The sequence below is a fragment of the Proteus sp. PR00208 genome, assembly GCF_016238545.1.
Lineage (GTDB): Bacteria > Pseudomonadota > Gammaproteobacteria > Enterobacterales > Enterobacteriaceae > Proteus.
Genome location: NZ_JAEHQE010000027.1, coordinates 12770 through 29067, shown reverse-complemented (window position 1 = coordinate 29067; position 16298 = coordinate 12770). Strand labels below are relative to the sequence as shown.

Below are 16298 nucleotides of genomic sequence, written 5' to 3'. Positions count from 1 at the left end.
ACATTTGAAACTTATTAATCTCTATCTATAATCTAAATGATTATATTTTATTAATTACTCACTTTATTAACTATTAATAATATAAACCATCAATGGAGCATATTATATATGAATAGCCTGCTTATAAATAGAATTAGTGAAATAAAAAAAGAATACAAGAATAATAAATATGTCTTTATTCCCCAAAGTATTGTCATTGATTTAATAAAACAATTAGGTGCTGAAGAAAAAGATATTAATGCACTCATGGAATATGGTGACTATTTAGCACAAGATCCGACTCTTTCATTTCGTCATTCTCGAACAGGACGCTACCTTTTTGATAATGATATAGAAACGATCTCCAGACTAGAATATCAACCTTTTGTTCTCACTGAAGAAGATGGATTTATTCGTGAAGACAGTGGCACACAAAGGCATTTTAGAGCACTTGATGATCGCTGGCAGAGCAATACGGCTTATCAAGCGTTATTAAAATTAAAAATGCTATTAATTCAAGGTAATAAATTTACATCTCGTCACTTAACCGATCAAAATTCGCCTAAATCAATATCAACTGTTTTTCATTTAAGATTAATTGCCCAACCAGATTCTTTAAGTGAACTTTCAATTGAAGGGGTTCATAAAGATGGCGTTGATCACACCATGATTGTGATGATGAATAAGAATAACGTTAAGGATAATACTGGCGCTTTACGTGTTCATTCACCAAAAGAGGCGATAGGAACAGCTTGGCAAAAAATTGATCCTAAAAATGTACTTTATGAACACAATAATGCGCAATATCTTGATATTTTACTCATTGCAGATAATGAATTAAATCATAGCGGTACACCTATTTTTACGCATGATAATAAAAAACAGGCTTACCAAGACTTTATTGTTTTACTATCTCGCTATCCAACGGTTGATTCTCACCCATCACATAAATTTGATTCGATGGATCCGCATCCTGACTTACCTTTAACACTTTATTTAAATCAGTCCGTCGCTTAGTTGTGCACAAAATAATAATCTAATAAAAAACCGAGCTTACTGACGCTAAGGTCAATAAACTCGGTTCTAAGGCAGAAAGACAATATTAATCAGACGAAGATCAACCCTCGGCGGCTTCTCTTAAACGACGTTTAATATTGCTATATTCCGTTTTCACATAGTGTTCTGCCTGAGCCTGTTCCTTGATTGGCTCAACACATACTGCACAATATTTATACTCAGGTGTTTTGGTAATTGGGCTTAAATTCTCTGCAACCAGTTCGTTACAAGCACCAATCCACCATTGATAAGTCATATATACAGCACCTTTATTCGGTCTATCACTGACCGCAGCACGCGTAATGACTTTACCTTGACGAGAGCGTATCCAAACTAACTCTTGATCTTTGATACCCAACTGTTTGGCATCTTCTGTGTTTAATTGAACATAACCCGGTTCATCAGCCAACGCCGCCAATGCTTTACAGTTACCTGTCATTGAACGACAAGAGTAGTGTCCAACTTCACGGACGGTTGCCAATACCATTGGAAACTCATCAGAGAGTTTGTCAATTGGTGGAGCCCACTCACAAGTAAAGAATTGACCTTTACCGTTAGGAGTATCGAATTTACCACCATCGTACAGATATTGTGTACCTGGGCTATCTTCTGTTGGGCAAGGCCATTGGATATAAGCCAAGTCCGCCATTTTTTCGTAAGTCGCACCATAATAAATTGGGCATAACTCACGCAACTCATCCCAAATTTCTTTGGTATTGTTGTAATGCATTGGATAACCCATTGCTGTTGCCATCAGACTGATAATTTGCCAGTCTGTTTTCACATCACCAACAGGTTCAACAGCTTTATAGAAGCGTTGGAAACCACGGTCTGCCGCAGTATAAACACCTTCATGCTCACCCCATGATGTTGCAGGGAAAATAACGTCAGCAATAGACGCCGTTTTGGTCATAAAGATATCTTGCACTATCAGTAGATCCAGTTTTTCAAACGTTCTACGGATTGTTGCTAAATCAGGCTCAGTTTGCAGTGGATCTTCACCCATTACATAGTGAGCTTTTAATAAGCCGTGATCGATATTATGAGGAACTTCACTTAACGCATAGCCCACTTCTTCAGGCATTGACTCAATGCCCCAGAATTTAGCAAATTTCTCACGCGCTTTTTCGTCAGTAACGTATTGATAACCTGGTAGTGTGTTAGGCAATGCTCCCATATCACACGCACCTTGTACGTTATTTTGACCACGAACTGGGCCAACCCCGACATATTTTTTACCTAAATTACCCGTTAATAAAGCTAAACTAGTCAGTGAACGTACCGTTTCAACACCTTGGTAGAATTGAGTTACACCCATACCCCAAAGAATTGTCGCTGTTTCTGCTTTCGCGTACATACGTGCAGCTTCACGAATAATTTGAGCACTTAAACCTGTTATTTCTTCAACAGATTCAGGTGTATAGCTTTCAACTAATTTACAATACTCGTCAAATTGCTCGGTGTGATTTTCGATAAAGGATTTATCATGCAATCCTTCTTCAATAATCACATGCGCAATCGCATTTAATAGCGCAATGTTAGAGCCATTTTTTAAGCCTAAGTGTAAATCGGCTAAACGTGCTGTTTCGATGTAACGAGGGTCACATACAATAATTTTGGCACCCTTTTCTTTCGCCTTAACAATACGGCGAGCAACAATAGGATGCGAGTCTGCGGCGTTATAGCCGAAGACAAATAGACATTTGGTATCCTCAATCTCAACGATTGAGTTGCTCATAGCACCATTACCGACCGAACGCTGCAGACCTGCAACCGAAGGGCCGTGTCAGACACGAGCACAGCAGTCTATATTATTATTTCCGATAACCGCACGAGCGAATTTCTGCATAACGAAGTTAGCTTCGTTACCCGGGCCTCGTGAAGAGCCGGTTGTCATAATAGATTTAGCACCGTATTTCTCTTTGATAGCAAGAAGCTTGCTACTTGCAAACTCAATCGCTTCATCCCAAGAAACCGATTCTAATTTTCCGCCTCTTTCACGACGGATCATTGGTGTTTTAAGACGTGGAGTCAGTATCTTAGTATCATGGATAAAATCCCATCCATAATACCCTTTCAGACACAGCTCACCTTGGTTTGTTAAACCATTGGCTCCTTCAGCGCCAATAATTTTACCGTTTTCCACCTTCAGGTAGATTTTGCATCCTGAGGCGCAATACGGACAGACCGTGATGACTTTTTTCATCAACATTGCTCCTGTGTTCATCAACTTTCAGGTTATTACCTGATCTTCTCCTCTATCTATGCAGAGAGTGTGCCAAATAAGCACGCTTTTTCACTTTTCCACAACACAATGAAAAATAAAGAGAAATAAAATCCGTTGAATGAGCAAGAAAACAATGACAGCTAAAGTAGTAGGAAGTGCTCGACACTAATGACGATATTTATGTCGATTTGTATTTCTATCAAAATTCGTTATACATTAATATTTATAACGTAATAATACTTATTTATTTCATCTGCGAAATCAAAATAATAAATACGCTTTCTTATCTGCCTTTATCGGGATCTTGCCGTATATAATGATGACAACCTTCTAATATCTCTATCAATATTCCTATCTACTAAAACTATTTAAAATTAATAATTTTGATATTTATGTAAATCAAATAAAAAATTTTTAAACTTCAATAAAAAAAAGAACATAATACTGAACCTGAAAACAACCTCGCGGTCTTAAAGACCTCTACACCATATAAATTGATAATAACTGAACATGCAAAAATTAAAGTTTTTACGTTTTTCTAAAGAGAACATTGCCCTTTTTTTAGCTGTCTACCTTGGTTTCTTTCTTAATCTTTCCGTTTACATTGGCCGATACGGCACACAAAATACAAACAACCCCCTCATTGATGTATTATATATTCTAGGTGAAATTGCTGTTAACATTGCCTTTACCTTCTTTCTATTACGGCTACTCTCTTTTTTCGGCTCTCTATTCTTTAAAATCGTCGCCTCTTTTATTCTCGTCGTGAGTGTTTGTGCGAGTTACTATATTTCTTTTTATGATGTCGTCATTGGATACGGCATTATTATTTCAACACTAACCACGGATACGGATTTATCTAAAGAGCTGGTTAGCCCAAATGTGATTATTTGGATTATTGGCTTATCTATTTTGCCATTAGCTCTTATTTGGCTAGGTAAAAAACCAGAGAAAAATCTAACTACACAACAAAAGAAAAAAATCTGGATAAAAAATACCGTCAAAATGCTTGTGATTGCACTGGCTGTTTTTGCCTATTTGAAAACACTTGATTCAAAACAAAAAGCCTATGAAATAAAAAATAACTTGGATCTGCCAAGCTATAGTGGTGGCTTAAGTTATGCGTATTTACCTACAAATTGGATTATCCCATTATTTCAATATGCAATAACGCAGTATGACGATACGTTTAATAACCAAAATATTTTTAATCCTGCCGATCACTTCACTTATGAGCCTTCAAAGGCAAATGAAGATGTGTATGTTGTTTTTATTATTGGTGAAACAGCAAGATGGGATCATATGGGATTGTTAGGATATGAACGTCAAACAAATCCTCTATTAAGCCAAGAGAAAAATCTTGTTGCCTTTAAAGGTATTTCTTGTGATACCGCAACCAAGCTCTCTTTAAAATGTATGTTTGTACGAGAAAACGGGACAGAAAGTAACGATCAGCGGACATTAAAAGAGAACAATATTTTTTCAGTATTAAGCCAATTAGGTATGTCATCAGAGTTGTTCTCCATGCAAAGTGAATTGTGGTTTTACAATAAACTTGATTTAAATAACTACGCAATGAAAGAGATGATGACTGCAAAAAATAGCAATTTTGGTAAAGAACTTGATGACACCTTATTAATTACTGAAACGGCAAATACGGTTGCCCAACATCCAAAGGGAAATCATTTAGTAATTTTACACACTAAAGGCTCTCACTTTATGTATTCACAGCGTTACCCTGAATCATTCAAAAAATACCAACCTGAATGTTTAAATGTGGATGATGAGTGTACTAAAGAGCAGTTAGTGAATGCTTATGATAACTCTATTCTTTATACCGACTATTTTATTGATGGCATACTCGACACATTGCGCGATAAAAAAGCCATTGTGTTTTATACCTCCGATCACGGTGAATCTATTTCAGAAAAAGGTGGCTTACATGGCACACCAAAAGAAATTGCCCCACCAGAACAATTTAAAGTACCATTCTTAGTTTGGATGTCAGATAGCTATTTAGCAGAGCCTGAAAATAAACAGCTATTTGATAACTTAAAGCGCAATCAAGATGCAGAACGCACGTTCTATCATCACAATATTTTTGATTCAATGTTAGGTTGTCTAGGTTATTCATCGTCAGATGGTGGTATTAATAATCAAAATAACCTCTGTTTTAGTGATACACCATCAACCCAAGAATAATTTTTTAAACTAACAATATTCTTTTAAGTTGATAGAAAAAATAAGTTAATAGAAAAAACCCACGTTCAATATTGAGCGTGGGTTTTATTACTTTTAACTTTATAAACTAATTATTGATTAAAACTTGCGTCGGTATAAAGTGGAGTGGCTTGAATATCTTTTACTGTTTTTGCGCCACCTAACATCATATTAATTTTTAATTCTTTATTTAAATGTTGGATAACTGAATTAACACCTTCAGCACCCCCTAAATTTAATCCATAAAGAATTGGGCGACCGACGGCAACAACATCTGCACCACTTGCTAATGCTTTAAAGACATGTGAACCACGACGCACACCACTGTCAAACACGATAGGTACACGTTTATTCACCACTTTGGCAATCGCAGGTAAGACATCAATTGTTGCTGGTGCGCTATCTAATTGACGACCACCGTGATTAGAAACCCAAATTGCATCTGCGCCGGCTTTAATTGCAGTATCTGCATCTTCAGGTGATTCGATACCTTTTACAATCACAGGTAAACCAGACATTTTTTTCACATACTGAATATCTGCGGGTGTAAATGCTTGTTTAGCTTGAGCATAAATTTCGCTAATACCCGCACCTTTACCTGTTTTAGATTTATCATCACTGATTTTTGCAAACGCTTCTAAGTTGGCAAAACCTAATGGGAATTGGAAGTTATTTTTCACATCATCTTCACGATAACCACCCACTGAAGAGTCGATAGTCATAATGATACCTTTAGCGCCATACTGTTTTGCTTGAGATAAAATATACTCATTAAAGGCATCATTTTTACTCATGTACAACTGAAAGAAAAATGGGTAACCGGGTTGGGCGTCCGCCACTTCTTTAATGGTTTTATTACCATAAGTGCTTAATGAAAAAATAGAGCCGGCTTTCGCCATACCTTTTGCTGTGGCAACTTCGCCTTGTTGATGTGCAAGCCCTTGAGCTGCCATCGGTGCCTGAATAATAGGCGTATCTAATTTAATACCCAAAAATTCTGTTTTTAAATCTAAGTCAGAAAATTCGATGCCTTGTAATGAACGAGGCATAATATATTTTTTATCAAATGCACTTGTATTAGAGCGTAAGTTATTTTCATCTTCAGCACCACCGCGAATATAACCGAAGGCGCCTTTTTCCATATTTGCTTGAACTTGAGCTTCCATTGCTTTTAGGTTTACTATTTTTATTGGACCTTCAGCAGTACTTGCTTTATATTCAGCAGCCTGTGCAACACCTACACTTAATGCCATAGCAACAGCGGTAGCTTTTAATATTTGACTTTTCATTTCTATTCCATTTTTAATTAAGGGCTTACATCTATAATTTAATAAAATTAAAATTCAATTAAATTATATTTTTCAAAAAATAATATAAGCCCTATTTTTAGGTAAAACTTAAATTAACCGCTTACTTTTTTGTTAAAGTATTATAGCTTGTCATCAGATTACGATAATCTGGAATATGGTTAGCAAACAGTGTACCTAATCCTTCGACATCATTACGCCAATCACGGTGTAACTCACAAGCTAAACCAAACCAGTTAATTAATTGAGCCCCTGCTTTTGACATTCTATCCCATGCAGAGTCGCGAGAAATGGCATTGAAAGTACCTGAAGCATCAGTGACAACAAAGACTTCAAAACCTTCTTCAAGTGCTGATAATGCAGGGAATGCAACACAAACTTCAGTCACAACACCCGCAATAATCAGTTGTTTTTTACCCGTTGCTTTAACTGCTTTGACGAAGTCTTCATTATCCCATGCATTGATTTGACCTGGGCGAGCGATATAAGGAGCATCTGGGAACATTTCAACGAGCTGAGGCATTAGAGGACCATTAGGACCATCTTCAAAAGAAGTCGTTAAAATGGTAGGTAAATTAAAGTATTTAGCAGCATTGGCTAATGCTAGTACATTATTATTGAATTTATCAGGCTCGATATCTCTGACTAAAGAGAGTAATCCAGCTTGATGGTCTACCAACAGAACAGCGGCATTATTTTTATCAATACGATGATATTTAAAGCTCATAATAATCTCCGATAGCATAATAGAGGTAAGACTCAATTAAATCATAGCACCAAATTTACATGACAATATTCAGATTAATTTAAATTTGAGTTTATTTATAATAAACAACCAATTATAAATATTTAAATTTAATTAAATATCACGATATTTAATTAACTATTTATTGCCTTATATAAATTCATTTCGTTAAAAAGAATTATAAGTGCAACTATTCTTAAATGAATCTAAAGATTATTGCTTTAACCATTCAAATTTTTTGTTCAAGTTTTAAGGGAGAAAAAAGATAAAAAAAACCCCCGCGGGCGGGGGTGAGATAAGCGCAATTAAAAGGTCTCTAATTTACTATCAGGAGATGGGTATTCATTAATGACGATTACGCACAATTTGATAGCGACGAGTTAAGTACTCAACTGGCACGCTCCAAATATGAACTAATCGACAGAATGGGAACAATAAGAAAATCGTCATACCTAAGAAAATGTGCAATTTAAACACGAACGCGACACCTTCAAGATGAGCCGAAGCACCGCCGTGGAAAGTCACTATAGATTGTGCCCAAGCCACCAGCTTCATCATTTCGCTACCATCCATATGTTGTGCTGAGAATGGAATAGTCAGTAAACCTAGCGCTACTTGAATAACCAAAAGCGTTAAGATCATGATGTCACCAAATGAAGATGTAGCTCTAACCCGTGGATTGGTTAAACGGCGTTTTAATAACATCACGCCCCCCACCAGCATTAATACACCACAAGTACCGCCACCAACCATTGCCATAATTTGTTTGTATTCAATAGGCAGGAAAGATTCATACATCCAGTGAGGTGTTAGCATTCCCAGAAAATGACCAGCAAAAATACCGATGATCCCGATATGGAACAAGTTAGAAGCCAATCGCATATTTTTCTTGTCTAACATCTGGCTAGAGCCGGCTCGCCATGTATATTGACCATAGTCGTAACGTAACCAGCTACCGATAATAAAAACGGCACCAGCAATATAGGGATAGATATCAAAAAATAACATATTGATGTAATTCATTTTTGTGCTCCCGTATCCAACGAATTCCCCACGTTGAGATATTGAACTGTCGTCTCTTGTGCAAAACGGCGCTGATGTTGGCTGATTTTGCCACTGCCACATTGCGTACCTTCGCCAAGAAACGTTACTTGCTCTTCTTCCCACACAGCATCTAATGCAGCAGGTGTATCATCTAAAGGCTCTTTTTCTACTTGAGCAGTCAGTTGTGATGCTTCCAATCCACTTTGTGAGAGGCAAAGCAACACATCAAAGAGCGCGTGATAATCACTGCCTCGTTGTTTCAAACGCTCACCTAACAGCGCCAAAATAGGCGCAATGTTATTTAGCCCTTCAATACAGTCTGTCGTTGGCAGGAGCGTTAAATACTCAAGATAAGTAGGCAAATAGTCAGGAAGTTCACGACTACTTAATGTGATCCCTGCTTGTTGATATTGATTGAGCAGATCAACCATTGCTTGACCACGATCACGAGACTCACCATGAACGTGTTCAAATAACAGTAGTGATCGCGCCCGCCCTCTATCAAAAAGCTCGCTGTAATTGGCTTGCGCATCTAACAACTCTTGTTGCGTTAAGGTATGAATAAATGCCATTAATTTCGCAACTTGAGTCACAGGAAGCTCATCAGCTTCCTGTAATGCATCGATAAGTTCGCCTCGGTTATCCCACAATTCTTGTGTGGGATAATCTAAGAGATGTGAAATGACTTTCAGAGAGATCATTATATTTTCTCCTCTGATCGGCGTTCGTCTTGAGGTGTTCTTGATGTGATATCAATCGCATCAATACGATGGCTATTAAACAAATTAAATTTGCTATCACTGCCATGACAACCATCACCAAAGCTAAAACCACAACCATTACGTTCTGGGAAAGCTTCTCTTGCAAGTTCACGATGGCTTGATGGAATAACAAAGCGATCTTCATAATTTGCAATAGCTAGATAACGATACATCTCTTGTGCTTGCGCTTCAGTCAAACCTACTTGCTCTAATGCACTTAAGTCTGTTTTGCCTTCTACGGTTTCAGCACGTTTATAATGACGCATCGCTAACATGCGTTTTAATGCTAATAACACAGGTGCAGTATCCCCAGCTGTCAGTAAGTTTGCTAAATACTGAACTGGAATACGTAAGCTTTCTACATCAGGCAGAACGCCTGTATGTGGTAGCACGCCCGCATCAGCAGCAGACTGAATAGGTGACAAAGGTGGTACATACCAAACCATTGGTAAGGTGCGATATTCAGGGTGCAGTGGTAATGCCAGCTTCCAATCCACCGCCATTTTGTAAACAGGTGAACGCTGCGCTGCATCAATCACACTTAATGGAATACCTTGCTCTTCAGCGGCTTTGATCACTTCAGGATCAAATGGATCCAAGAAGATATCTAATTGGCTTTGGTATAAATCTTTTTCATTATCCGCACTGGCGGCTTGTGAAATTTTATCTGCGTCATACAGCATCACACCCAGATAACGAATACGTCCTACACAAGTTTCTGAGCACAGTGTTGGCTGACCGGCTTCAATTCGTGGATAACAGAAAATACATTTTTCTGACTTACCACTTTTCCAGTTGAAGTAGATTTTTTTGTATGGGCATCCGGTTAAACACATGCGCCATCCACGGCATTTATCTTGGTCGATAAGCACAATGCCATCTTCAGCACGTTTATAAATCGCACCACTTGGACATGTTGCAACACAAGCAGGATTTAAGCAGTGTTCACATAAACGTGGTAAATACATCATGAATGTATTTTCAAACTGCCCATACATCTCTTTTTGCATATTGGCGAAGTTTTTATCCGCAGCACGTTTGCTAAATTCGCCACCTAAATCGTCTTCCCAGTTTGGGCCTTTTTCGATTTTGGTCATGCGCTGACCGGTGATCAGCGAACGAGGTCGTGCTGTCGGTAAAGAGCCTTCTGGTGCATTTTTTAAATGCTCATAGTCATAATCAAATGGCTCATAGTAATCATCTAATGCTGGGACATCTGGGTTGGCAAAAATTTTCGATAATAGACCAACACGGTTGCCCATTCTTGGTACCAATTTACCTTTGATATTTTTGATCCAACCGCCTTTCCATTTCTCTTGGTCTTCCCAATTTTGTGGATACCCTGTACCCGGTTTTGTTTCAACGTTATTGAACCATGCGTATTCGACACCTTCACGGCTCGTCCAAACATTTTTACAGGTTACTGAACAGGTATGGCAACCGATACATTTGTCGAGGTTCAGTACCATACCGACTTGTGAACGAATTTTCATTATGCCTTCTCCTGTCCATTCAGGGTCTGTTGATAAGCATCACCTTCACCATCAAGCCAATCAATCTGTTTCATTTTACGCACCACAACAAACTCATCACGGTTAGAACCCACAGTGCCGTAATAGTTAAAGCTATAAGCCAACTGAGCATATCCACCAATCATATGGGTTGGTTTAGGGCAAACACGCGTCACAGAGTTGTGAATACCACCACGCATTCCTGTTATTTCAGATCCTGGCAGATTTATTTGGCGTTCTTGTGCGTGATACATATAAATCATGCCATCAGGAATACGTTGGCTGACAATCGCTCTCGCCGTTAGCGCACCATTACTGTTGTATGCTTCAACCCAATCGTTATCACTAATTCCCATCTCTTTAGCATCATCTTCACTCAGCCAAACCACAGGGCCACCACGACCAAGCGTTAACATCAGTAAGTTATCGCTATATGTTGAGTGAATACCCCATTTCTGGTGAGGCGTCAGGAAGTTCAGCGCTTTTTCAGGGAAACCATTTGGTTTTTTGCCTTTAACTGCATCAATGGCTTTGGTATCAATTGGTGGACGATAAACCACTAAACTTTCACCATAAGCACGCATCCACTCATGATCTTGATACAATTGCTGACGACCACTTAAAGTACGCCAAGGGATCATCTCGTGAACGTTGGTATAACAGGCGTTATAAGAGACGTGCTCATCTTCAAGACCAGACCATGTCGGGCTTGAAATAATCTTACGAGGTTGAGCAACGATATCGCGGAAACGAATTTTTTCGTCTTCTTTTACTTTAGCTAAATGAGTGTGATCGCGTCCTGTCACTTTACTCAGTGCATCCCACGCTTTTACCGCTACTTGACCATTAGTTTCAGGGGCTAAAGAGAGGATAACTTCAGCTGCATCAATTGCTGTTTCAATCGCTGGACGCCCTTTTGCAGCACCTTCATGACGAACACGGTTCAGTTTTTTCAGGAAATCGACTTCTGTTTGTGTATTCCAACTGATCCCTTTACCGCCATTACCCAATTTATCCATTAGAGGGCCTAATGACGTAAAGCGAGCATAGGTATTAGGATAATCACGCTCTACAGGAATAAGATGTGGTGCGGTTTTACCCGGAATAAGGTCACATTCGCCTTTTTTCCAATCTTTCACATCGAAAGGCTGTGCCATTTCAGCGGCTGAGTCATGCTGAATAGGTAATGTCACTAAATCAGTTTCAACCCCTAAATGACCCACACATAATTTAGAGAAGGTTTTAGCGATGCCTTTATAGATTTCCCAGTCTGTTTTAGATTCCCAAGCAGGATCAACCGCGGCTGTTAATGGATGAATAAACGGATGCATATCCGAGGTATTCATATCATCTTTTTCATACCACGTTGCGGTTGGTAAAACGATATCTGAGAAGAGGCAGGTACTTGACATACGGAAGTCTAACGTCACCACTAAATCAACTTTACCTTCACCGCCTTTATCTTGCCACTCCACTTCTTGTGGTTTGACTTGGCCTTGCTCGCCTAAATCTTTACCTTGCAGGCCGTTTTCAGTTCCCAGCAAGTATTTCAGTAAATACTCATGTCCTTTACCCGCCGAACCTAACAAGTTAGAACGCCAGATAAATAAATTACGCGGGAAATTTTGTGGGTTATCAGGCTGTTCTGATGCAAAACGAATCTCACCTGACTTCAATGCATTAACGGTATAGTCAGCCGCACTCACACCCGCTTCTTGTGCTTTTTTCGCAATAGACAATGGGTTTAAGTTTAATTGAGGTGCGGAAGGTAACCAGCCCATACGTTCTGAACGCACGTTCATATCCACCAAACTACCGCTAAAGCGAGATTTATCCGCTAATGGCGATAATAACTCTGTTGGCGATACGGTTTCATAACGCCACTGACTTGAGTGGTTATAGAAAAACGAGGTGCTGTTCATATGACGAGGCGGACGCTGCCAGTCAAGACCAAAGGCTAATGGCAACCAACCAGTTTGCGGGCGCAGTTTTTCTTGTCCAACATAGTGTGCCCAACCACCACCACTTTGACCGACACAACCACAGAAAATCAGCATATTGATAATGCCACGATAAGTCATATCCATGTGATACCAGTGGTTAATACCTGCACCGACAATCACCATTGAACGACCATGTGTTTTTTCTGCGTTATCCGCAAATTCACGCGCTATACGGGTGATATCTTGGCGGCTTACACCTGTGACTTTTTCAGCCCATGCGGGTGAATATGCTTTGATTTCATCGTAGTTTGACGCACAGTTTTCATCATTTAAACCGCGATCAATACCGTAGTTGGCTAATAATAAGTCATAAACTGTTGTGATGTATTTCTCTTCACCATTCGCAAGTGTAATACGCTTAGCTGGTAGCTTGTGAACAAGCACATCATCAAGCGCAACACCTTAAAAATATTCGCTTTTAATGCCACCAAAATAAGGGAATGCCACATCAACAATATCATCATGATTATCTAAAAGACCTAATTGTAATGTGACATCTTCACCACTTTTACCGTCTTTAGGCTCAAGATTCCATTTAGCCGCTCCTTCCCAACGAAAGCCCATAGAACCTTGAGGAGCAACCAATTGTTGGGTTTGCTCATCAATGGCAACAGTTTTCCATTCTGGGTTTTTCTCCTGATCTAGATTGTTCACTAAATCAGAGGCACGTAACATTCGACCTGCAACTAATTTGCCTGAGTCGTGTTTATCTAACATCACCAACATTGGCATATCAGTGTAAGTGCGCACATAGTTGCGGAAATATTCTGTTTGGCGCTTAACGTGGAATTCGCTAAGAATAACGTGTCCCATCGCCATTGCCATTGCGCTGTCTGTACCTTGTTTTGGGTTTAACCATTGGTCACACAGTTTAGCGATTTCAGCATAATCAGGCGTTACGGCAACTGTTTTAGTGCCTTTATAACGAACTTCGGTAAAGAAGTGCGCATCAGGAGTACGGGTTTGAGGTACGTTAGAACCCCACGCAATCAGATAAGAAGAGTTATACCAGTCGGCTGATTCTGGTACGTCTGTTTGCTCACCCCAAGTCATTGGCGAAGCAGGTGGTAAGTCACAATACCAATCATAGAAACTTAAGCACGCGCCACCAATAAGCGATAAATAACGCGCACCCGCCGCATATGACACCATCGACATAGCAGGAATTGGCGAGAAACCGATAATACGATCAGGACCAAACTCTTTTGCTGTAAACACGTTAGAAGCTGCAATGATTTCATTCACTTCTGACCATGAAGAGCGAACAAAACCACCACGACCACGCGCTTGCTTATAGCTTTTGGTTTTTTCTGGCGAGTTAACAATAGAAGCCCATGCATCAACGGGATCGCTATGTTGTGCTTTTGCTTCACGCCATAATTTAACGAGGCGTTTACGTACCATTGGGTATTTAACGCGGTTCGCGCTATATAAATACCATGAATAGCTTGCACCACGAGGACAGCCACGAGGCTCATGATCAGGCAAATCAGGACGTGTACGCGGATAGTCAGTTTGTTGGGTTTCCCATGTGACTAACCCATTTTTGACGTAGATTTTCCAACTACATGAACCTGTACAGTTTACCCCATGAGTAGAACGTACAATTTTGTCATGTTGCCAACGACTGCGATAACCATCTTCCCAGTCACGATTAACATTTAGCTCTTGGCCATGATCCTTTGAAAAGGTATCGCCAAGTTGTTTGAAATAGCGGAATCTATCGAGAAACTTACTCATCAGATACTCTCCCAATGCGCGCGAGCGCTCTCACATTGCGTATAATTCGTCATTATTGTTTATTGTGTTTACGTCCATAGACCAACCAAGTGATCAAGACGCAGGCGATATAAAATAGAACAAAGATTTTCATGGCACCGGCAGGAGAGCCAGTCATAGCCAATGATGTACCAAAGGCTTTAGGAATAAAGAATCCACCAATTGCACCAATGGCAGAGATAAAACCAAGCGCTGCGGCACTTTCTGTTACCGCTTCTTTTTGAGCCGCTTCATCTGTGGCACCTTGGGCTTTCATGCGATCAACAGTGATTTTTCTAAACACCACTGCAATCATTTGGAATGTAGAACCACTGCCTAAACCGGCGGTTAAAAACAGCACCATAAAGACACCGTAGAACGCGATAAACGAACCACCAGCACCGTTTTCAGGTAACGTTAAAAAGAGTAATGCAGAGAATATTGCCATGATGATAAAGTTAATCAGCGTAACTCTAATACCACCAAATTTATCAGAAAGCGCACCACCGACAGGACGTGCTAAAGCCCCTAATAAAGGTCCAAAGAAGGCATAATGCAGAATGACAATATCTGGGAATTGGGTTTTTGATAACATGGCAAAACCCGCAGAGAAACCAATAAATGAACCAAAAGAGCACAGGTATAAAATACTTAATAACCAGAGGTGACCCCGTTTTAAAACAGGTAATTGCTGACTTAAAGAGGCTTTATTAGCGGCAAGATCATTCATACCAAACCAAGCAGCAAAGGTAAAAAACAATAAGAAAGGCACCCAAACCCACGCCGCATTTTCTAGCCATAAGTGCGAACCGTCAGGTTGAACAACACCGGGGCCACTAAACATTGCAAAAACACCCACACCAATCACTAATGGGGCAATTAATTGCATAACGCTTACGCCAAGATTACCTAATCCACCATTTAATCCTAATGCACCGCCTTGACGTGCTTTAGGGAAGAAAAAGCTGATATTTGCCATACTTGATGCAAAGTTTGCACCTGCGAAACCACATAATAGTGAAATCACAATAAAGGTTGAGTAAGACGTTGTGGTGTCTTGCACTGCAAAACCAAGCCAAATACAAGGAATGATCAGAAATACGGTACTGATCGCAGTCCAACGACGGCCACCAAAGATAGGAATAACAAATGAATAAGGAACGCGTAAAATAGCGCCAGAAACAGAAGGTAGCGCCGTCAGCATAAATAGCTGATCTGTGGTAAAGTTAAAACCGACTTTGTTCAAATTTACTGCAACTGCACTAAAAAGCATCCATACGCAGAATGATAAGAGTAAACAAGGAACAGAAATCCATAAATTGCGTGAAGCGATCTTTTGACCAGTTTTTTCCCAAAAAGCTTTATCTTCAGGATGCCAATCTTCGATCACCCCTTTTCTCATTTTTTCTGGGTGTTGAGTGAGTGCCATAACAACCTCGATTAACGGTTAGATTGGCACCTTTTTACGATTAGAATTGTTAATTAGTCATGATCTGCATCAAGCAAAGATTTGTTTGATTTTTAAGCTAAAATCGTTCTTTACACCTAAGTATTAATAGGGTTATCCTTTATTTTTCATTTTAAATTAATAAGTTAAATTAAAACCGCTATAATTTACAAGTGAAATTACCTCCATAAGATATTTAGGGGTAATACTTTAGTAGTATATGACATTTGATGCCTTTTT

The 16298-nt window shown here is 39.3% G+C and carries 9 protein-coding genes and 1 pseudogene; 2 read left to right on the top strand and 8 right to left on the bottom strand.

Annotation, left to right across the window (positions count from 1 at the left end):
• The first annotated feature begins 108 nt into the window (after positions 1-108).
• Positions 109-996 carry a 2OG-Fe dioxygenase family protein gene (locus JEP36_RS15905; protein ID WP_109374303.1) on the top strand — a complete coding sequence of 296 codons (888 nt, stop codon included), beginning with the start codon at positions 109-111 and terminating at the stop codon, positions 994-996.
• Positions 997-1096: 100 nt separating this feature from the next.
• Here JEP36_RS15905 and fdhF read toward each other — a convergent pair whose 3' ends face one another.
• Entirely contained in the window at positions 1097-3241 is a 2145-nt protein-coding gene (gene fdhF, locus JEP36_RS15900; RefSeq protein WP_198619238.1) for a formate dehydrogenase subunit alpha, read from the bottom strand.
• 531 nt (positions 3242-3772) lie between these two features.
• Here fdhF and eptB point away from each other — a divergent pair.
• Positions 3773-5464 carry a kdo(2)-lipid A phosphoethanolamine 7''-transferase gene (eptB, locus tag JEP36_RS15895; protein WP_198630458.1) on the top strand — a complete coding sequence of 564 codons (1692 nt, stop codon included), beginning with the start codon at positions 3773-3775 and terminating at the stop codon, positions 5462-5464.
• A 110-nt stretch (positions 5465-5574) separates the two neighbouring features.
• On the opposite strand, the gene JEP36_RS15890 is transcribed toward eptB, so the two are convergent.
• The 7 genes and pseudogenes from JEP36_RS15890 to JEP36_RS15860 all read right to left on the bottom strand — a co-directional run bounded on the left by JEP36_RS15890 (position 5575) and on the right by JEP36_RS15860 (position 16040).
• Positions 5575-6771: a lactate oxidase gene (locus JEP36_RS15890; protein WP_196569896.1), complete on the bottom strand. Its 1197-nt coding sequence runs from the start codon at positions 6769-6771 to the stop codon at positions 5575-5577.
• Positions 6772-6892: 121 nt separating this feature from the next.
• On the bottom strand, positions 6893-7516 hold the full coding sequence (ycaC, locus tag JEP36_RS15885) for an isochorismate family cysteine hydrolase YcaC (protein ID WP_023583682.1): 624 nt from the start codon (positions 7514-7516) through the stop codon (positions 6893-6895).
• 363 nt (positions 7517-7879) lie between these two features.
• Positions 7880-8557, bottom strand: coding sequence for a respiratory nitrate reductase subunit gamma (gene narI, locus JEP36_RS15880; RefSeq protein ID WP_196532428.1), 678 nt, complete (start codon positions 8555-8557; stop codon positions 7880-7882).
• Positions 8554-9279 (bottom strand): nitrate reductase molybdenum cofactor assembly chaperone, encoded by a 726-nt coding sequence (gene narJ / locus JEP36_RS15875; protein WP_167392502.1) that lies wholly within the window; start codon positions 9277-9279, stop codon positions 8554-8556. Before narJ ends, narI begins: the two co-directional genes overlap by 4 nt.
• The gene (narH, locus tag JEP36_RS15870; RefSeq protein WP_088493882.1) at positions 9279-10832 is read right to left on the bottom strand and encodes a nitrate reductase subunit beta; all 1554 of its coding nucleotides are present in this window, start codon (positions 10830-10832) and stop codon (positions 9279-9281) included. The genes narJ and narH overlap by 1 nt, the downstream gene beginning before the upstream one ends.
• A pseudogene (locus JEP36_RS15865) lies at positions 10832-14593 on the bottom strand (nitrate reductase subunit alpha). Before JEP36_RS15865 ends, narH begins: the two are co-directional and overlap by 1 nt.
• A 52-nt stretch (positions 14594-14645) precedes the next feature.
• Positions 14646-16040 (bottom strand): NarK family nitrate/nitrite MFS transporter, encoded by a 1395-nt coding sequence (locus tag JEP36_RS15860; RefSeq protein WP_109374295.1) that lies wholly within the window; start codon positions 16038-16040, stop codon positions 14646-14648.
• Positions 16041-16298: the final 258 nt, after the last annotated feature.

Coding starts and splice junctions, on each gene's coding strand:
- JEP36_RS15905 (WP_109374303.1), top strand. CDS start 109: ATGAATAGCCTGCTTATAAATAGAATTAGTGAAATAAAAAAAGAATAC.
- eptB (WP_198630458.1), top strand. CDS start 3,773: ATGCAAAAATTAAAGTTTTTACGTTTTTCTAAAGAGAACATTGCCCTT.
- JEP36_RS15890 (WP_196569896.1), bottom strand. CDS start 6,771: ATGAAAAGTCAAATATTAAAAGCTACCGCTGTTGCTATGGCATTAAGT.
- ycaC (WP_023583682.1), bottom strand. CDS start 7,516: ATGAGCTTTAAATATCATCGTATTGATAAAAATAATGCCGCTGTTCTG.
- narI (WP_196532428.1), bottom strand. CDS start 8,557: ATGAATTACATCAATATGTTATTTTTTGATATCTATCCCTATATTGCT.
- narJ (WP_167392502.1), bottom strand. CDS start 9,279: ATGATCTCTCTGAAAGTCATTTCACATCTCTTAGATTATCCCACACAA.
- narH (WP_088493882.1), bottom strand. CDS start 10,832: ATGAAAATTCGTTCACAAGTCGGTATGGTACTGAACCTCGACAAATGT.
- JEP36_RS15860 (WP_109374295.1), bottom strand. CDS start 16,040: ATGGCACTCACTCAACACCCAGAAAAAATGAGAAAAGGGGTGATCGAA.